Origin of the sequence: Nocardia sp. NPDC005745 (assembly GCF_040630775.1) — a bacterium.
Classification (GTDB): domain Bacteria; phylum Actinomycetota; class Actinomycetes; order Mycobacteriales; family Mycobacteriaceae; genus Nocardia.
Window position 1 is genome coordinate 122,714 of record NZ_JBEXYF010000016.1, and the last position, 19,171, is coordinate 141,884.

Annotated in this window: 12 protein-coding genes; 7 read left to right on the forward strand and 5 right to left on the reverse strand. The window is 69.7% G+C overall.

Annotation, left to right across the window (positions count from 1 at the left end; genetic code table 11):
* Positions 1-3: 3 nt before the first annotated feature.
* From ABZ420_RS18865 to ABZ420_RS18875, 3 genes are all read right to left on the reverse strand, one after another.
* Positions 4-1,425, reverse strand: a complete 1,422-nt coding sequence (locus ABZ420_RS18865) for a TIGR02678 family protein (RefSeq protein WP_357124085.1) — start codon at positions 1,423-1,425, stop codon at positions 4-6.
* Complete coding sequence (locus ABZ420_RS18870; protein WP_357124088.1) at positions 1,425-3,137, reverse strand: TIGR02677 family protein; 1,713 nt, start codon at positions 3,135-3,137, stop codon at positions 1,425-1,427. Before ABZ420_RS18870 ends, ABZ420_RS18865 begins: the two co-directional genes overlap by 1 nt.
* A gap of 107 nt (positions 3,138-3,244) precedes the next feature.
* Positions 3,245-4,384, reverse strand: coding sequence for an XRE family transcriptional regulator (locus ABZ420_RS18875; protein ID WP_357124274.1), 1,140 nt, complete (start codon positions 4,382-4,384; stop codon positions 3,245-3,247).
* Between the two features lie 331 nt (positions 4,385-4,715).
* Here ABZ420_RS18875 and ABZ420_RS18880 point away from each other — a divergent pair, with 331 nt between their 5' ends.
* Positions 4,716-5,021 carry a hypothetical protein gene (locus tag ABZ420_RS18880; RefSeq protein WP_357124091.1) on the forward strand — a complete coding sequence of 102 codons (306 nt, stop codon included), beginning with the start codon at positions 4,716-4,718 and terminating at the stop codon, positions 5,019-5,021.
* Here ABZ420_RS18880 and ABZ420_RS18885 read toward each other — a convergent pair.
* Both ABZ420_RS18885 and ABZ420_RS18890 read right to left on the reverse strand, forming a co-directional pair.
* Positions 4,923-7,511: an AMP-binding protein gene (locus ABZ420_RS18885; protein WP_357124094.1), complete on the reverse strand. Its 2,589-nt coding sequence runs from the start codon at positions 7,509-7,511 to the stop codon at positions 4,923-4,925. The two genes, ABZ420_RS18880 and ABZ420_RS18885, sit on opposite strands and share 99 nt — an antisense overlap.
* A gap of 102 nt (positions 7,512-7,613) precedes the next feature.
* The gene (locus ABZ420_RS18890; protein WP_357124097.1) at positions 7,614-8,498 is read right to left on the reverse strand and encodes a PAC2 family protein; all 885 of its coding nucleotides are present in this window, start codon (positions 8,496-8,498) and stop codon (positions 7,614-7,616) included.
* Positions 8,499-8,665: 167 nt separating this feature from the next.
* Between ABZ420_RS18890 and metH the strand changes: the two genes are divergently transcribed.
* The 6 genes from metH (at position 8,666) to ABZ420_RS18920 (ending at position 19,113) form a co-directional block, all read left to right on the forward strand.
* Positions 8,666-12,262 (forward strand): methionine synthase, encoded by a 3,597-nt coding sequence (metH, locus tag ABZ420_RS18895; RefSeq protein WP_357124100.1) that lies wholly within the window; start codon positions 8,666-8,668, stop codon positions 12,260-12,262.
* A gap of 350 nt (positions 12,263-12,612) precedes the next feature.
* A complete protein-coding gene (locus ABZ420_RS18900) occupies positions 12,613-14,424 on the forward strand; it encodes a protein kinase (protein WP_357124102.1) in 1,812 nt (603 codons plus the stop codon).
* A 302-nt stretch (positions 14,425-14,726) separates the two neighbouring features.
* Positions 14,727-15,398 carry an HAD family phosphatase gene (locus ABZ420_RS18905; RefSeq protein ID WP_357124105.1) on the forward strand — a complete coding sequence of 224 codons (672 nt, stop codon included), beginning with the start codon at positions 14,727-14,729 and terminating at the stop codon, positions 15,396-15,398.
* 57 nt (positions 15,399-15,455) lie between these two features.
* Positions 15,456-16,421 carry an arpA protein gene (locus ABZ420_RS18910; RefSeq protein WP_357124108.1) on the forward strand — a complete coding sequence of 322 codons (966 nt, stop codon included), beginning with the start codon at positions 15,456-15,458 and terminating at the stop codon, positions 16,419-16,421.
* 44 nt (positions 16,422-16,465) lie between these two features.
* Positions 16,466-17,302, forward strand: a complete 837-nt coding sequence (locus tag ABZ420_RS18915; protein ID WP_357124113.1) for a class I SAM-dependent methyltransferase — start codon at positions 16,466-16,468, stop codon at positions 17,300-17,302.
* Positions 17,299-19,113: a choline/carnitine O-acyltransferase gene (locus tag ABZ420_RS18920; protein ID WP_357124116.1), complete on the forward strand. Its 1,815-nt coding sequence runs from the start codon at positions 17,299-17,301 to the stop codon at positions 19,111-19,113. The genes ABZ420_RS18915 and ABZ420_RS18920 overlap by 4 nt, the downstream gene beginning before the upstream one ends.
* The last annotated feature ends 58 nt before the right edge of the window (positions 19,114-19,171 follow it).

Genomic DNA, 19,171 nt, shown 5'->3' on the forward strand with positions numbered 1-19,171 from the left:
CCCTCAGTTCCCTTCCGTGCCGGTACCGTCGGGCCCGTAGGTGTCGGCCGCGGTGACGAACAGTTCCGCGGCCCGCTTGCTGCGGACCGTCACGACCGCGCCACGGTAGCGGGCCAGTGCAGGCAGCACGAGCAGTCCCTCCTCGATCATCCGGACCAGCCGTAGTCGTTCCAGCAGGGCCACCACCTCGGTGGTGAGGCGCCCGACGTCGGCCTGCCACTGCGCGGCGAAGGTCGTGCCGTACCGGTCGGCCAGTGCCCGCACCGTCTCGCGCAGCCAGGTCCGCTCGATCAGCGGATAGCCGGGCGTGGGCCGGTCCTCCTGTCCCTGGAAGTCATCCGGGGGATCGAGATCGTCGGCGGGCGCCGCCGGTGCACGCGTCTCGGCCAGCGGTGCGAACACCGTGGATTCGGGGATGGCTTCATCGAGCTGGTCGGCCAGCGCCGCATCCGGCTCCGCGACGGGGTGGCGTCGCGGCAACGGGTGGTCGATATCCAATACCCGGTCGGCGATCTCACCGGCCAGCAGCAAAGCGACCTGCGCGAGCGTACCGGTCCCCGGAAAACGGACGTCCGACAGTCGCCCCGAGGTGTCGATCAGCGCGACCCCTTCGGCACGGCGTTCGGCGCGCAGCCCGGTGAACAGCTCGACCTCCGCGACCAGCCGCTCCTGGGCGAGGGCGGGGCGCTCTTCGGGCGCGAGGTCCTCGGCGTACACCACCGGCTGTTCCACCAGCGCCCTGCGTACCCGGCGCGCGATCTCGGCGCCGGCCGTCCCGGGGGCGGAAACGGTGGTGCCCGTGGCCTCCTCGCCGAGCAACCCACGCACGCTGTGCAGATGCTGCAATGCCCGCGGCGGCCGGAACAACGCGAAGACCACCGGCCGGTCGATGTCGTAGAGCGCCTCACCGGCATCCGGATCGCTGGCCCACCCGCCCGCGTCACCGTCGGCCAAGGCGAGCGCGCCGCGCGCGGTCAGCCAGCCCACCGCGTCGACGAACGCGTCGCGGTCGGCGGCCCGGTCGGTGGCCAGCTCCAGGCCGTCCACCCGGCTCGCGTAGGCCGCGACCTGATCGGCCAGCTCCGACAACGTGATCTGGTCCCCGGCCCGCCCCAGTGCGGCGAGCGCGAGCGCCAGGTAGGCGTAGCGACGGCGGTCGAAGACGCGCTCGGCGGGCGTGCGTGCGGGCCTGCTCGCGTCGAGGCGGTCCAGTACCGGGAAGACGCGTGCCGTCGTCTCGGTGACTTCGAGCCGATAGCCGAACAATTCGGCGAGGTCCTCGCGCAGCTCGGTGGCCCAGCGCCGGATCAGCGGCAGCGCGATGCGGTCCGGGTAGGTGCGGGTCACCAGGTGGTTGGCCAAAATGACCCGGGCCGCGCGTTGATAATTGTCCAGCGCGAGTGCATCGATGGTGCGTCCGTGCATCAGCGGCGCTCCCCGCGCGGGCGCGACCGGGCTCCGGTCGTCTGCTCGATCTTCAGCGCCCGGTTGTTCAACCGCAGCAGCCCGCGGGTGGTGCGCACGACGGTCGGGCCGTCGTGCTCGGACACCGTCAGGGTGACGCCGCTGTCGGAACCGGTGGTGCCCGCCACCCGGCCGCGCACCGGAACCCACGCGGTCGACGCGGCGTCCAGCAACCGCAGCAGCACTTCGGTTTCCCGTTCGTCCAGCACCCGTTCGTGCACGTCGCCGGAAGCCAGTGACCGGGCGGCCTCGGCGCGGGCCCGCTGCGCGTCCAATTGTGCCTCGCGCAGACGGCGGATACCGGCGTCGTTGCGGTGGATGCGAGCGGGCGCACCCGCCGAGGGCGGGCGCCCGGTCTCGGCGAGCGTGCGTGAGATCTCCAACGGCGGTGCGTCCCACCAGGATCGGATCGCCGGGATCACGTCGGCGTCGGGGTGTTCCATCGCCAGGTGCCGCGGCTTGCCCAGCCCGAACACCGCGTCGAACAGCGCGTGGGCGCTGTCCGCGCTCGGCGCCGCGGTGAACCAGCCCGCCAGATGCCGTAGCGCCGACTCCCTGCTGACCCCGCCGCGCCGCGTCTCGGTGACCCGGCGCAGCAACGACAGCACCGCGGCGATGGCGCTCATGGTGGCCTCGCGCAGCCGCTCGGCCTCCGTGGTGCCCGCGGGCTCTCCGCCGCCGGACGCGACGAACCAGGTCCGCAGTCCATCCCACCTGGCCTGCCAATCCGACCGGCGTTCCTCGATGCCCAACAGCACTCGTTCGTCGCAACGGGCCGCGCGGACGATCAGGTCCTCGACGCCGGTCTCCTCGATCTCGGCGATCGCGGCCGCCAGCCGCGGGGTGAACCGGGCCAGGTCGAGGCTGAACTCACGCATGTGCGCCAAAAGCGCGTCCTTGTGCGCGAGAAACGATTCGGGGGTGATCTCGGTGGTGCGAACCAGGTCGCCGAGCCCCAGATAGAAGTGCGCCGCGCGGGCGGCAAGGTCGGACAGCGCGGTGTCGAGGCGGCGCAGCGTGCGGTAGACGCGTTCGGCGTCGCCCGCCCGGTTGGCCTCGGCCAAGGTGTGCAGATCGGCCAGCAACTCCGGCAGGACCAAGCGCGACAACGAGGCCTCGTCGAGGCGCGCGCTGAGCACACCGGCGACCGCCCGGTATGCCTGGAATCCGGCCTGGGAGAACTGGTATACGTAGTGCCGGTTGCGGTATTCGGCCAGCGTCGCGGCGCGGGTTCCGTCGTAACTGCGCTCCAGCACGCCCCACTGGTGCAGCTGGTCGAGCAGCGGACCGATCTCGGCGGCCGTCAGACGTGGGCCCGCCGCCGGGCCGCTGGTCTCCGGAAATCGGTCCGGCGCGTCGGTCTCCGGTTCCGGCCGGCCACCTTCGTGCGTGCCTGCGGACCTTCGCGATTCCCCGGCGTGCTTCGCACCACCGGCGATCGCGACCGGTTGGTTCGTAGCTACCAGATCGGGCGTCCGCAGCGAATTCCCGTTGCGTCCGATCCACTCCGCGACGTCGTCGGCATGCAGCAGCACCACGTACGCCGCGCGCGCACTGTCGAACGCGCGCAGCACCCGCAGGTAGTCGGCGCGCCGCTCGGCGGTGGCGAAGGAGAACAGCCGCAGCCGGTCGTCCCAGCGGGTATCGGCGCAGCTGTCAGCGGAGTCGGTCACCGGGAACAGGGTAGTAGCGGGCTGATCGCCGCCCGCACGACGTTCCGGTGTCCGGCGTGGCCGCGTCCGGTTCGGCACCGTTCGCCGCGGTCGCGGAGCGGGCCGGCTCATTCGACGGACATCGAACGCATCTGGTCCAGATACGCGCGCGTGCGCGGGTCGCCGGGAAAACGCTCGATGATCTCGCGCGCCACTTCGCCCGCGATCCACATCAGCGAGGGCAGGGAGCGCCTGCTGCCCGCGAACGCGCGCATGCCCTCGGCCACCGCCAGCTCCAGGTCGCGGTCGCGCACCGCGACCACGGCCAGCGTCAGGTGTGCCTCGGAGACCCGCATCGGGTTGCGCACCGTGCCGTCGGGACGGGTCGCGTTGCGAATCACTTCGCGCGCGTAGCTTTCGGCGAGCCGATCCTCGCCCGCGACGCGGCAGCAGTCCATCGCGTAGAAATCGAACTTGTTCGCATCGATCACGAAGTGGTTGTCCAGATTCGCCGGATGTTCGAGTCGCTCCAAGATAGCTCGACCCTCGTCCAGCGCAGTCTCCACCTCGCGCGTATTGCCGAGCCTGGCCCAGGCTTTGGCGCGCTGGGCGGCGAGCTGGACGCCGACGCGCAGGTGCTGGCTTACTTCCAGCGTCGGCTGAACGGTCTCGATGACGCCGCGGTAGTTACCCTGGGTCAGCGCGAACCACGCGGTCATTTCCGCCGTCCACGCGGCGATCTCGACGTTCTCCGCCTCCTGCGCCAGCGATTGGGCGGCGCGGCGGGTCGCCTCGGCGGCGGTGCGCCTGCCGAGGTCGTAGTCCACGCAGCCGACCAGCAGCGCGACCCATCCGGCGAGAACGAGGATTTCGCGGTGCTGGGCCAGGGTCAGGCGACCGTCCAGCAACGAGGTGATCCTGCGCAGCCACGCCGTGCCCTCGGCGTGCAGGTCGTGCGGGTCGGCGTAGGAGTATTCGCAGCACAGGCGTTCCGCGGTGATGCGGATGGCCTCCAGCGTCACCGAGGACACATCGGACATGCGCAGTCGTCCGATGAACTCGAGCGTGTCCATGCCCGTCGCCGAGAGCAATTCGTCGTCCCGGTTCGGTCTGGTCTTGGGGAACAACGCCGCAGGCACCGTGTCGAAGGTGGCGGCGATGATGGGCGCGTAGAAGTCGTCGGGGCGTGATTCGCCCGATTCCCAACGGCGCCAATTACGTAGGAGAGTACTGTCGGTCGGCAGGTTGTGCGAAGACTTTCCACGCATCACGCGAACAGCGTCGGCTTGCGACCACCCCCTCGCGTCACGCTCGGAGCGCATTCGGACAGCCCAGACGGGTCGATCGTCGGTAGCGGCCACGTCTGTAGTATCGCACCAGTTAACGTTTGGTGGCCCCAAGAGGGCAGGCAGATGTCCGTGTGTTGACAGCTACATTCGCGCCGCCGCATTGTGCATGCTGGTCATGGCGCCAGAAGTTAGCCAGCCCCTCCTGTAAGAGCAATTGCAAGTACATCTGCTCTTGCACGAAGCGCAAATACCCCGTAAAACGGGTGGATCCACATAAGAGAACAGCGATCCCAATCCAACGGAGGTTCGGGTGGAAGCGTTGATCTATGGATACTTGCGTGACGATCTGGCCGATGGCCAAAGCAAGGAGCTCGAGGCCGCGATGAGCAGCCTCGCCCGCGAGGAAGGGCTGTGCTTCGCCGCAACATTCCATGAATCGACCGGCGGCGACGGGACGGCTTTCGCCGAACTCACAGCGGAACTCAAGCGCGCGGACGCGCATCATGTGGTGGTTCCCTCACTCGATCACTTTGCCGGTCAGACGATTCCGCGCGACATCCTGATCGCCAAACTGGCCCAGGAGGCGGCGGCGCGGGTGTGGACCGTGGAGAGCTGACCGCCGCGACCGAATTGCCCGATACCGCACGGCTCCCCAGCGTCGCAGCCAGGTAACCGTACCGCTCGCTACCACACCCGCTGCCAGGGAAGCGAGCAGCCCCGCGAGCCGGTGCTGTTCGAACAGCGGGTACACCTGCCAGTGCAGCAGATAGACGAACAGCGATCCGTCGGCCAGCACCGCCGCGCAGACGGCGACGACGGCGGGAACCCGGACCGCGGACAACCACACCAGTGCGAGCAAGCCCGCCATGATCAGTCGCTCCCGCTCGGGAACGCCGAAATATCCGGGCACCGCGATCAGTACGACGGCACTCACCGTCATCCGCTGCCACATCGACGTCGCCTTCGCCGCCGCCCAACCGAGCGCGAAGAGCCACACCGCCAGCGGGGAGAACGGGATGTCCTTCGGCGAATACAGACCGAACGCCTGGTATCGGAACACGAGACATATCGCGACCAGCGCCATCGCGAACCAGAATGGCTCGGCGCGTTGCCATCGGTCCACCACGGGGATCCGGATCAGCAGCGCGGCGGCCGGCATGAAGTACACGAGTACCTCGAGAAACCACAGGTGCCCGGCGGTGGCGCTGTCGTGCGGGCCGAGAATCTTGTTCAGCAACAGGACATTCTGCCACCCGTAGTAGTCGCTGAAGGGCAGCGTCAGCGCGACCCAGAGCGCCGTGGGCGCCGCGATGGAGCCCGCGGCGCGCAGCGTGTGCCGCAACCGCGCGGCGGGTGGCGCCGCGGTCACGGCGAACCGTGCGAAGTTGAATCCGGCCACACCGAGCAGCACGTGCGCCGCGCCCCACCGCACGAACACTCCGGCGTGCGCGCTCACGATCAGCACGATGCCGATCGCGCGCAGCAGCGTTCCGGTGTCGAGCGCCCGTCCGAACCTGCTGCGGCCCTCCGGTATCCGCTCCAAGTCCGCTACGGAGGTGTTCGGCCAGTCGGTGGGCAGGCCGCCGAGTGTTCGCTCCAGTCGTGCCGCGGTGGTTACGTAGGTCAGCGAATTCCCGCCGAGATCGACGAACGTGCTGTCCGCGTGGATCTGCGCGGGGTCGATGCCCAGGGTGGTGGCGTAGAGGGTGCGGATGTCACGCACCTGCGGCACGGATCCGTTCAGCCGCCGGATCGCGGGATAGTCGGGTTTGCCATTCGGTAGCCGTGGCATTCGCTCGACCGAGCGGATCCGGATCGCGGCGGCGGGCAGGCCGGACAGGCGCGCGGCGATTTCGGTCGGATCGGACCGAGGAGTCTCCACCGCGACGACCAAGTGCGTGTCGTCGTCGGCGCAACACGCCGTGAAACCGGCCGCCGCCAGCCCGGATTCGAGCCGCTCCAGATCGATGCGCAATCCGAAGATCTTGGCGAAGCGGCTGCGCCTGCCGACCACCTGGTACAAGCCCTCCGGTGTGCGCCGGGCCAGGTCGCCGGTGCGCAGGGCGTCGAGCGTGCGACCGAGTGCGAGGTCTGCGGCCGACTTCGCGTAGCCCATCATCACATTGGCGCCGTGATAGACCAGTTCGCGCGGTTCGTCCCCCTCGTCGGCTTCCTTGATCGGCTCGAGGGTGAATTCGCCGCCGGGGATCGGTATCCCGATGCAGTCGGGATGCGCGCTCGCCAGATGCGCGGGCAGGTACGCCATGCGGGCGGTGGCCTCGGTCTGGCCGTACATGACGACGAAGTCCCAGCCGTTCGCCCGGCCGAGTTCGGCGTATTCGCGCACTCGCCGCGGCGCCAGCCTGCCGCCGGCCTGGGTGACGTAGCGCAGGTGCGGCAGGGTCATGCGAGCGAAACCGATGCGGTCGAGCAGATCGATGGTGTAGGGAACCGCGGCGAAAGACGTTGCGCGGCACTCCCGGAACACGCGCCAGAATTCCGTATCCAGTACCGACCGGTCGGTGAGTAGGAGGCTCGCCCCGTGCAACAGATGACTGTGCACCACCGACAGGCCGTAGCAGTAGAACATCGGCAGGGTGGTGGCCGCGCAGTCCTCCGGGCCGATGGCCAGGTACTCGGCGATGGCCGCGGCGTTGGCGCGCAGGTTCGTCGCCGAGAGCCGGACGAGCTTGGGCGACCCGGTGGACCCCGAGGTGCTCAGCAGCAGGGCGAGATCCGGATGCAGACGATGCGCCGAGCGCTCCCGCACCACGCGCGCGCGGCCTCCTTCGATGAGAACGTCCGGATCGTACGCATCCCGCAACTCCTCAGTGATCTGCTCGGTGAGCAACACGACGCAGCCGGCGCTGAGCGCTCCGAGATATGCGACGAGCGAGGCGAGGTCATTGCGCGCGGCCAGCGCGACGAGGCGGCGGGCCGGGCCCAGCTCGGCCGCGTAACCCTCGACCAGCGCCGCGAGCCGAGCGTAAGTGACCTGCCGCGCGGATTCGGGCACGGCGCCGTCCGTGTCCGCACGGTCGGGGCGCCGGACGGCGATCCGCTCGTCGAAGGTGCGCAGACGCTCGACGATCGGATGGACGGTCACCGGCGAAAGTGTAGGAGGCGGCCGTTCCCCGGCCCGAAGGTGGCCCCGTGGCGAACTTCCGGTGAACGGTCGTCCGCCCGGAACGCGCCGCCGCGCCGCCGATCAGAGTCCGAAGCTGCCCGGACCGCGTCTGCGCAGGTACTTCTCGAATTCCGCCGCGATGGCGTCGCCGTCGATCTTGGCCATCGCCTCGTTCACGTCGGCCGCCGCGTCCCCACGCTCCTCCAGCGAGCGCACGTACTCGCTGATCTCCTCGTCGCCCACGGTCATCTCGTTGACCGCGGTCTCCCAGTCCTCCGCCTGCTTGGGCAGCTCACCCAGCGGCACTTCGATGTCGAGCACCTCCTCCACCCGATGCAGCAGCGCGATGGTCGCCTTCGGATTGGGCGGCTGGGAGACGTAGTGCGGGACGGCGGCCCAGAACGACACCGCCGGGACGCCCGCCTTCACGCACTGGTCCTGCAGCACACCGGTGATCCCGGTGGGGCCCTCGTAGCGGGTCTGTTCCAGGTTGAACCGCTCGGCCGCCTCCTTGCTGTAGGCCGAGCCGGTCACCGGCACCGGTCTGGTATGCGGAGTGTCCGCCAGCAACGCGCCGAGAATGACCACCGTCTGCACCCCGAGCTGCTCGATGAACTCCAGCAGGTCGCCGCAGAAGCTGCGCCAGCGCATGTTCGGTTCGATGCCGCGCAGCAGCACCACGTCGCGGTCGCTTCCGGGCGGCGAGCAGACCGACAGCATCGTCGACGGCCACTGGATTTCCCTGGTCACCCCGTCCACCTGACGCACGGTCGGCCGGTTGACCTGATAGTCGTAGTAGTCCTCGGAGTCGAGTTCGGCCAACGGTTCGGCGTCCCAGATCAGTTCCAGATGCTCGACGGCGCCGCTGGCCGCGTCACCGGCGTCGTTCCACCCCTCGAAGGCGGCGACCAGTACCGGATCCCGCAACGTCGGCAGTTCCGGATCGGGAGTTTCACTGGCGTTCACTCGGTCAGCCTACGGCGTGCGGCGATATGGCGTGTCGTATGACGGCCGGACCGGGTGGCGTGTTTCCGCGAGCGGATGCGGCGGCGTCGCACCGGGCGTGTGGTCCAGGCCACCGAGCCTCGACGCGGTGGGCTGGAACGTCCCCCCTGCCCACTACGCTGGAGCGCATGTCTGCGTCCATCCCCGCCGAGTTCGACACCACGCTACTCGACACGCTGCGCCGCCGTGTCGTCATCGGCGACGGTGCGATGGGCACCATGCTGCAAGCGGCTGATCTGACCCTGGACGATTTCCGCGGGTTGGAGGGCTGTAACGAGATCCTCAACGACACCCGCCCCGACGTCCTGCGCGACATCCACCGCGCCTATTTCGAAGCGGGCGCCGACGCGGTCGAGACCAACACCTTCGGCTGCAATCTGCCCAACCTCGCCGACTACGACATCGCCGACCGGATCCGCGACCTGTCCGAACGCGGAACCAGGCTGGCCCGCGAGGTCGCCGACGAGATGGGTCCGTCCGCCGACGGTACGCCACGGTACGTGCTCGGTTCGATGGGGCCGGGCACCAAGCTGCCCACGCTCGGTCACGCCCCGTTCGCCGCGCTGCGCGACGCCTACGCCGAGGCGGCCCTCGGCATGCTGGACGGCGGCGCCGACGCCATCCTCATCGAGACCTGCCAGGACCTGCTCCAGGTGAAGGCGGCGGTGACCGGCAGCAGGCGCGCGATGGCGAAGCTGGGCCGCCGGATCCCGATCATCACCCACGTCACGGTGGAGACCACCGGCACGATGCTGGTGGGCAGCGAGATCGGCGCGGCGCTGACGGCGCTGGAGCCGCTCGGCATCGACATGATCGGCCTGAACTGCGCGACCGGCCCGGACGAGATGAGCGAGCACCTGCGCCACCTGTCCCGGCACGCGCAGGTGCCGGTCTCGGTGATGCCGAACGCCGGGCTGCCGGTGCTCGGGGCCCACGGGGCGGAGTATCCGCTCACGCCCGAGGAGCTCGCGGTCGCGCTGCGCGGGTTCGTCACCGAGTTCGGGCTGGCCCTGGTCGGCGGCTGCTGCGGGACAACGCCCGAGCACATCCGTCAGGTCACCGCCGCGGTGCGCGAGGTCGAGCAGGCCCTGCCGCCGATCGCCGAGCGGCGCAAGCCGGTGCACGAGCCGAGCGTGTCCAGCATGTACACCGCGGTGCCGTTCGAACAGGACGCCTCGGTCCTGATGATCGGCGAGCGCACGAACGCCAACGGCTCCAAGGCCTTCCGCGATGCCATGCTGGCCGAGGACTGGCAGAAGTGCCTGGACATCGCCAAGGACCAGACCCGCGACGGCGCGCACATGCTCGATCTGTGCGTCGACTACGTCGGCCGGGACGGCACCCGCGACATGAGGGAGCTGGCCGCCCGGCTGGCCACTGCCTCGACGCTGCCGATCATGCTCGACTCAACCGAGGCCCCGGTGTTGCAGGCCGGGCTGGAACATCTCGGCGGGCGTTGCGCGGTCAACTCGGTCAACTACGAGGACGGCGCCGGCCCCGATTCGCGTTTCCAGCAGACCATGCGGCTGGTCGCCGAGCACGGCGCCGCGGTGGTGGCGCTGACCATCGACGAGGAGGGCCAGGCCCGCACCGCGGCGAAGAAGGTGGAGATCGCCGAGCGGTTGATCGCCGACATCACGGGCAACTGGGGGCTGTCGGAGAGCGACATCATCATCGACACGCTCACCTTCACCCTCGGCACCGGCCAGGAGGAGTCGCGCCGCGACGGGCTGGAGACCATCGAGGCCATCCGCGAGCTCAAGCGCCGCCATCCCCGGGTGCAGACCACCTTGGGTCTGTCCAACATCTCCTTCGGTCTCAACCCGGCGGCCCGGCAGGTGCTCAATTCGGTCTTCATGCACGAATGCGTCCAGGCCGGTCTGGACTCCGCGATCGTGCACGCCTCGAAGATCCTCCCGATCAGCCGGATCCCCGACGAGCAGCGCGAAACCGCGCTGGATCTGGTGTACGACCGCCGCGCCGAGGACTACGACCCGCTGCAGAAGCTGATGGCGCTGTTCGAAGGCGTCTCCACCTCCTCGTCGAAGGCGTCGCGGGCGGAGGAACTGGCCGCGCTGCCGCTGTTCGAGCGGCTGGAGCGGCGGATCGTCGACGGTGAACGAGCGGGGATGGACGCCGACCTCGACGCGGCCATGACCGAGGTGCCGCCGCTGCGGATCATCAACGAGACCCTGCTCGCCGGGATGAAAACGGTCGGTGAGCTGTTCGGCTCCGGTCAGATGCAGCTGCCGTTCGTGTTGCAGTCCGCCGAGGTGATGAAGGCCGCCGTGGCGTACCTGGAGCCGCACATGGAGGCCACCGACGACAGCGGCAAGGGCCGCATCGTGCTGGCCACCGTCAAGGGCGACGTGCACGACATCGGCAAGAACCTGGTGGACATCATCCTGTCGAACAACGGCTACGAGGTGGTCAATCTCGGCATCAAGCAGCCGATCGCCACCATCCTGGACGCGGCGGTGGACAAGAAGGCCGACGTCATCGGCATGTCCGGCCTGCTGGTGAAGTCGACGGTGGTGATGAAGGAGAACCTCGAGGAACTCAACTCCAGGGGCGTGGCCGAGCAGTTCCCCGTGCTGCTCGGCGGCGCGGCCCTCACCCGGTCGTACGTGGAGAACGATCTCACCGCGGTGTACGAGGGCGACGTGCACTACGCGCGCGACGCGTTCGAGGGCCTGCGGCTGATGGACGACATCATGACCCGCAAGCGCGGCGGCGCAGCGGACCCGGACAGCCCGGAAGCCGTCGCCGAGCGGGAGCGGGCCGCCGAGCGCAAAGCGCGCCACGAGCGCTCCAAGCGGATCGCGGCGGAGCGCCGGGCGGCCGAGGTGCCCGTCGTGGTGCCCGAACGCTCCGACGTCGCGGCCGACCTGCCGGTGCCGGTGCCGCCGTTCTGGGGCACGCGGCTGGTGAAAGGTCTTGCCCTGCACGAGTACTCGGGTCTGCTGGACGAGCGGGCGCTGTTCCTGGGCCAGTGGGGCCTGCGCGGGCAGCGCAGCGGCGACGGACCGAGCTACGAGGAACTGGTGGAAACCGAGGGCAGGCCGCGCCTGCGCGCCTGGCTGGACCGGTTGAGCACCGAAGGCGTGTTGCAGCACGCCGCGGTGGTGTACGGCTACTTCCCCGCGGTGTCCGAAGGCGACGACGTCATCGTGCTCACCGAACCGGAGCCCGACGCGCCGGAACGGTACCGGTTCACCTTCCCGCGTCAGCAGCGCGACCGTTTCCTGTGCATCGCCGACTTCATCCGTTCCCGGGACTACGCCCGCACGACCGGTCAGGTCGACGTCCTGCCGTTCCAGCTGGTCACCATGGGGCAGCCGATCGCCGACTTCGCCAACGAACTGTTCGCGGGCGACAGCTACCGCGACTACCTGGAGGTGCACGGCATCGGCGTCCAGCTCACCGAGGCGCTCGCCGAGTACTGGCACCGGCGCATCCGCGAGGAACTGGTGCTCGACGGCCACGCGGTCGCCGAATCCGACCCGGCGGACGTGCTGGAGTACTTCAAGCTCGGTTACCGCGGCGCGCGTTACTCCTTCGGCTACGGCGCCTGCCCCGACCTGGAGGACCGCGCCAAGCTGGTCGACCTGCTCGAGGCCGATCGTATCGGCGTGGTGCTGTCGGAGGAGCTGCAGCTGCATCCGGAGCAGTCCACCGACGCGTTCGTGCTGCTGCATCCGGAGGCGAAGTACTTCAACGCGTAGGCGCTCGGGGCACCGCGAGCCATAGCGAAATGCTCTCGCGCCAAGGGCCTTTGCTACCTGGCCGGATGTCGGTTCTCGCGCGAATCGGGTGCGCGTCGGCGCGTCACGGCGCGCGGGCGCGCGGTGTTGACCTGGGCGATCGCCCAGGCCCGCGCGGGGAGGTGGATGTCTGTCGGGTGGATGTGCCATTGTCGAAGGCGTTGTAACTGCATCCGGGGCAGTCGGCGGATGCGTTCGCTTCCCTGCTCAGTGGTGCGAAGCACCTCGGCGCGCACGCCTTCGGAGTTCTCGGCGGGCTTACGCGCGGAGTGCGAAACGGCTAGGCGCGTGAGTAGGAGAGGCACACCACCATGACGGCGGATCGATTGATCGCGGGACGGTACCGGCTCACGGATCCGATCGGCACCGGCGCCATGGGTGTGGTCTGGCGAGCGACCGATGTCCGGTTGCAGCGCACCGTCGCGGTCAAACAGGTGTTGCTCGGTCCCGGGCTGTCCGGGTCGGCGGCGCTGGAGGCCAAGCGACGTGCCATGCGGGAGGGGCGGATCGCCGCCCGGCTGCACCATCCGAATGCCATCACCGTGTTCGACGTGGCCGAGGAGGACGGCCAGCCCTGGTTGGTCATGGAGTACATGGACGCGCCGAGCCTGGCGACCAAACTGTCGGGCAATCGCACGCTGCCGCCGATCGAGGTCGCCGAGATCGGCGCGCAAGCGGCGAGCGCCCTGGCCGCCGCGCACGACGCGGGGATCATGCACCGGGACGTGAAGCCGGCGAACCTGCTGGTCGCCGACAACGGCACGGTCAAGATCACCGATTTCGGCATATCCCGCGCGGTCGGCGACGTGACGGTCACGGCCACCGGCTTCCTCGCCGGGACGCCGGCCTATCTGTCGCCGGAGGTGGCGCGCGGCGAGGATCCGGAACCGGCTTCCGACGTCTTCGCCCTCGGTTCGACGTTGTACGCGGCGGTGCAGGGCACCCCGCCCTTCGGCGAGGGTGACAACCCGCTCGCCCTACTGCACGCGGTCGCGGGGGCGGAGATCCCGCCACCCGAGTCCGCGGGCCCGCTGGGGCCGGTGCTGATGTACCTGCTCGCTCCGTCCGTCGCCGACCGCCCGACCATGCGGGAGGCGAAAGCGGTCCTCGAAGCCGTTGCGGCCGGCCGGGATCCACAATTGCCCGTGCCGGTGACCAAGGTGATTCCCGCCCCCGCCACGGCGACGACCGTCCTGCCCGGCCAAGCCGCTGCCGTATCGCCGGAGCAGCCGGTGGACAACGAGGTCACCGCTGTCGTGCCCTTCGCCGGGCCGAGTCCGTTCCCGCCGCAATCGGTCACGCCGCCGCCGGCACCGAGGCGGCCCGGGCGGGCGGGGACGTTGCCGGGCGTTCTGCGGGGCAGGCAGCGCGGTCGGCTGATCGCCGTGGAAGTCGCCGCGGTGGTCGGGGTGCTGATCCTGGTCGCCATCATCGCGACGCTGACCACCGTCGACAGCGAGGGTGGCGACGCGGCGACGTCGTCGGCAGTGCCTCCGGCCGCCGGGGCGCCCGAGAACGCGCCGTCATCGGCCGACACGGCCGGATCGGAGCCGCGACAGGCCCCGGCTCGAGCTTCCGCCCAACCCCCGGCTCAGGCGTCCTCCTCCCCGGTGCCCGCTCCCGTGCCCGGGCCCGCGCCCACATCCGCGGGAGCGCCGCCGCCCCCGCCCGCACCGGGAGCCACCCCGCCGGCGCAGACGACGAACCCCGCACCGAGCACCACCCCGCCGCCCGGAACCACGCCCCAGCCCACCACGTCGAGCCCTGCCCAGACCACCACCGGCCCCACCGCCACCGCGACGACCGCCCCGTCCGGGCCGCCCACGCCCGACCGGATCGCCTCGTTCATCCAGGGTTATTACGGCATGCTGCCCGCCAACGTGTCCGGCGCCTGGACACAGCTCGCCCCTGCATACCAGTCGAAGACCGGTTACGACTCCTACGTGAACTTCTGGGGCTCCATCCGCTCGGTGAGCGTGGGCTCGGTCACGCAGAACGGTGCGAACCGGGCGGTGGTCGCGCTGACCTATACCCTGAAGAACGGCACGACGACCTCTGAGAACCGATGGATCGAGGTCGTCGGGGACAGTGCCAAGCTGCAGATCGCCGCGTCGGGCACCTAGACCGGTTCCTCTCCGCGGTCGGTGCCCGCTGTGTGCGACTTCGGCGTAACCGCACCGATCGGGCGCCGCCTCGGCCCTTGCTCGGGCTCGGCGCGGAGGCGCGCCCGACGGTGCGCTTCGGGCGGCTGCCTCCGCCCACGCGGCACGATGGACGAACGCTGGGCAGTACCCGGTCCATCCGGCTGCACGGGTGAGCGGGGCTTCGCCCGGCGGTACGGTTCGTGGGCCCACTTCGCGGTGGGTCGCGGACGGCCCGCCGAGCATGCCGATGACATGGACGAGATCTAGGAGAAGGACCGAACGTGACAGCGCGACTGGCCGGAGTGCTCTGGGACATGGACGGCACGCTGCTGGACTCGGAGAAACTCTGGGACGTCGCGGTGCGGGAACTGGCGCGTGAGCACGGCCGCGAGATGACCGACGCGATCCGGCACGCGCTGATCGGGGCGTCGGGCCCGAACGCTCTGCGGATCATGTTCACCGGCCTCGGCATCGCGCCCACACCCGACTCACTGCGGGCGGCGGGGGAGTTCCTGGAACGGCGGGTGACAGAATTGATGACCGGCCCCATCCCGTGGCGGCCGGGTGCGAAGGACGCACTGGCCATGGTTCGCGCGGCGGGGTTGTCCAGTGCGCTCGTCACCAATACCAAGCGGTCGCTCACGGAATTCGGTCTCGACACCCTGGGGCGCGACTTCTTCGACGTCTCGGTCTGCGGCGACGAGGTGGCGCACGGCAAGCCGGAGCCGGATGTCTACCTGCGCGCCGCCGAACTACTCGGACTCGATCCGGAACACTGTGTGGCGGTGGAGGACTCGCCCACCGGCGCCCGTGCGGCACAGGCCGCGGGCTGCGCGCTGATGGTGGTCCCGTGCGAGATCCCGGTGCCGCACGCGCCGGGACGGGTGTTCCGGGATTCGCTGATCGGGTTGACCGTCGAGGATCTCGAACACGCTCTGCGCGTACGTCGTTGAGCTGTTCGGGCGAACGCCCGCCGCCCCGCTGCGGGCGGATGTGTACCGAGAGTTACTGTGCCGCAACGGGAGTGCGCGCTGATAGTAGGTGTGACCGTGATCACCGGCAATCTCGCCGAATCCCGGGCGTGTCGGCGACGGGTCCACCAAAATGACGCCATGGCAGCGTTGGGCGTACTCGACGAGATCGTAGATATCGCACAGTATCCCCTGGCGGATCCGGACGGGCCCGCGCTGCGAGAAACGGTTCGGCGCGCCCGTGCCGAACTGGCCGACACCGGCTGCACCGTGTTGCGCGGGTTCGTCCGCCCGGAACTCGCCGAGACCCTGCGGACGCAGGGCGAGCTGATGGCTCCGCACGCGCACTACGAGGTCGAGCGGGTCAACGCCTACAACATTCCCCTGGACGCCGAACTGCCGGAGAATCATCCGGGCCGGATCGTGCTGGAGCGGGGTAACGCCTTCGTACCGCGCGACCGCATCCCCGCCGACGCGCTGATCCACCGGCTCTACATCGACGAACTGTTCCAGCGGTTCGTCGCCGACTGCTTCGGATTGGCCGATTTGCACGAGTTCGCCGATCCGCTCGCCGGACTGTGCCTCAATGTCGTGGCGCCGGGTATGTCGCATCCCTGGCATTTCGACACGAACGAATTCACCGTCTCGATGCTGACCCAGCCCGCCGAGGACGGTGGCGTCTTCGAGTACTGCCCCGGTATCCGCACGCCCGAGGCGGAAAACCTCGACGACGTCCGCGCCGTGCTGACCGGCAACGGCGAGCGTTTCGTCCAGCGGCTCGAACTGCGCCCGGGCGACCTGCAGCTGTTCCAGGGTCGCTTCTCGTTGCACCGCGTCTCACCCGTGGGCGGTGCGCGCCAGCGTCATTCGGCCATTTTCGCCTACACCGATCGTCCCGGAATGGTCGGCACGGTGGAACGTACCCGGCAGTTGTTCGGCCGCGTGCTTCCCGACCACCTAGCTGCCGCGGCCGCTGCCGTGCGGGGCGATCGACTGCTCGACTGAGCCGAACGGCTCGACTGACCGAGCTCGACCCGAGAGGACCGACAGTGCCAGTGCCGTTACACACCACCGGGAAAGCGTCTTTCGACGACATCTACGACCGCCCCGATCCGCGCGCGTACTACGCGCGTATGTCCGATCTGGACTACCGCATTCCGGAACTGGCGAAACCGTTCTTCCAGCAGCAGATTCGGGAGTTCCGCGCCTCCGCGCGGGTCGCCGTGCCGACCGTGCTCGACATCGGCTGCTCCTACGGCGTGAACGCGGCGCTGTTGCGTTTCGACACCACGATCGGCGAACTGGCCGAGCACTACGCCGTGGCCGACATCGATCGGGCCGGTTTGATCCGGCGCGACCTGGCCCGCGTCGCGGCGCGGGCCGCGACCGACGACGTGCGCTTCCTCGGCATGGACGCCTCCCACCCCGCCCTCGACTACGCGCGGGAGGCCGGGCTCCTGCACGACGTGGTGCACGCCGACCTGGAGTCCGGCGAACCGACCGACGAACAGCGCGCCCTGCTGGCGACCGCCGATCTGGTCGTCTCCACCGGCTGTATCGGCTACGTCACCGAGAAGACCTTGACTCGCGTGGCCACCGCGCACCCGCGCAGGCGGCCGTGGATGGCACACTTCGTATTGCGCATGTTCGACTTCGCACCGATCGAGGCGGAACTCGCCGCGCTCGGCTACCGGACCGAGCAGGCGCCGGGGTTGTACGAGCAACGCAGGTTCGCCTCACCGGCCGAGCAGGCGCAGGTGCTGAACACCCTGTCCGCCAACGGAATCGACACGACCGGCCGGGAAGACCAGGGATGGTTGTATGCCAACCTGTACGTGTCCAGGCCGCTGCCGAAACATCACGCCGACACCGAGGACTCGCATTGACCGAACGCACCTTCGCCGCCGACGACCACCTGCCCCGGGTGCCCCTGCCGACGCTGGAGGACAGCTGTGGGCGGTTCCTGCAGTGGTGCGAGCCGCTGCTGACCGCCGACGAACTCGCCGCCACCCGGGCGGCGGTCGACGACCTGCTGCGACCCGACGGGCCGGGGCACACGCTGCACGCGGCGCTCGCGGAGTACGACGCGACGCCCGGGGTCGGCAGCTGGCTGGACCTGTTCTGGCCGTCGCGGTACCTGGGCAGGCGGGACCGGATCGCCCTCAACGCGAACTTCTTCTTCCTGTTCCGGGACGACACCGCCCTGGCCGCCTCCACCGCCGCCACCCAGGTGGACCGCGCGGCGGGCATCATCTCCGCCGCCGTGGACTACAAGCTGGCGCTGGACCAGGAGACCGTCCCGCCGGTGACCCAGCGCGGACAGCAACTGTCCATGTGGCAGAACAAGTACCTGTTCTCCGAGACCAGGATCCCCGGTGTGGAGCAGGACACTGTGCGGGTCCCCTACAGCGAGGAATGGCCGGGCCCCTCGCAGGCCCGGCACATCGTGGTGTTCTTCCACGGCAGCCCGTTCCGGATGGACGTGATCGGACCGGACGGAGCGCCGTACTCGCCGGAGGATCTCGCCGACGGGCTGCGCGCGGTGCTGAAGGCCGGCGCCCGCCCGGCGCGCCCCGACACCGCCGTCGGGCAGCTCACCACCAAGGCCCGCGCGGAGTGGGCGCAGAGCAGGCAGCGGTTGCTGGCCGAACCGGCGAACGCCGCGGCGCTGGACACCATCGAGACCGCGCTGTTCGCCGTCTGCCTCGAGGACTTCGCCCCGCGCGACGAACTGCACGCCTGCGACGAGCTGCTGCACGGTGACAGCGCGAACCGGTGGTTCGACAAATCGGTGTCCTTCATCGTCTTCGACGACGGCCAGGCGGGCATCAACGTCGAACACTGCGGACTCGACGGCACCACGATCCTCTCGTTCGTGGACGCCCTGCTGGAGACCCCGGTGCAGGAACACGCCACCCGCTCCGGCGCGCAAGCGCAAGGACTGCCCGCGGTGGAGCCGATCGAGTTCGTGCTGGACGAGGCGCAGCGCGGCGATATCGCGGCGGCGGGCGCCGCCTTCGCCCGGTACGCCGCGGAGAACGCCACCCAGACGCTGTCGTTCCCGGATTTCGGTACCGCCGCGGCCAAGGCGCTGGGCATCTCCCCGGACGCGTTCGCGCAACTGAGCTACCAGCTGGCCCATCGGCGCAGCAAGGGGCTCACCGGCGCCACCTACGAGTCCATCGCGACCAGGCAGTACCGCAACGGCCGCACCGAGGCCATGCGGGTGGTCACCCCGGAGATGATCGCCTTCGTGGACGCGATGCAGGACCCGGACACGGGCGCCGAGGCCCGGCTCGCCGCGGCGCGGACGGCGGCGGCCGCGCACGTGGAACGGGCCAAGCAGTGCCAGACCGGGGCCGCCCCCGAGCAGCATCTGTGGGAGCTGCAGTGGATCCAGCGCCGTCGCGGCGCGGAGCTGGGCGTCACCGACCCGATCCCGCTCTACGACAGCCCGGGCTGGACGATCATGCGCGACGACTACCTGAGCACCAGCTCGGCGCCGTCGGTCAACATCCGCTACTTCGGTTTCGGCTCCACCAGCTCCCGGTGCATCGGCATCGCCTACGTGCTGCTGCCGGACCGCTGGAATCTCTATCTGGCCACCCCGAAGCCGGTCGCCGACCAGATGCACGCCTTCGCCGACCACCTCCGCACGGCGGTCGCCGATCTGCAGGCGTTGCTCGCCGCGAACTAGGCGCCGTCCGCCCGGTTCCTCCGCGCCCCGCCCGGGGCGGAGGAGCCGGGCGGTCGCC

Excerpts from the sequence above, each read along its gene's own strand:
- ABZ420_RS18865 (WP_357124085.1), bottom strand. The coding sequence starts at position 1,425 with ATGCACGGACGCACCATCGATGCACTCGCGCTGGACAATTATCAACGC.
- ABZ420_RS18875 (WP_357124274.1), bottom strand. The coding sequence starts at position 4,384 with ATGCGTGGAAAGTCTTCGCACAACCTGCCGACCGACAGTACTCTCCTA.
- metH (WP_357124100.1), top strand. The coding sequence starts at position 8,666 with ATGTCTGCGTCCATCCCCGCCGAGTTCGACACCACGCTACTCGACACG.
- ABZ420_RS18900 (WP_357124102.1), top strand. The coding sequence starts at position 12,613 with ATGACGGCGGATCGATTGATCGCGGGACGGTACCGGCTCACGGATCCG.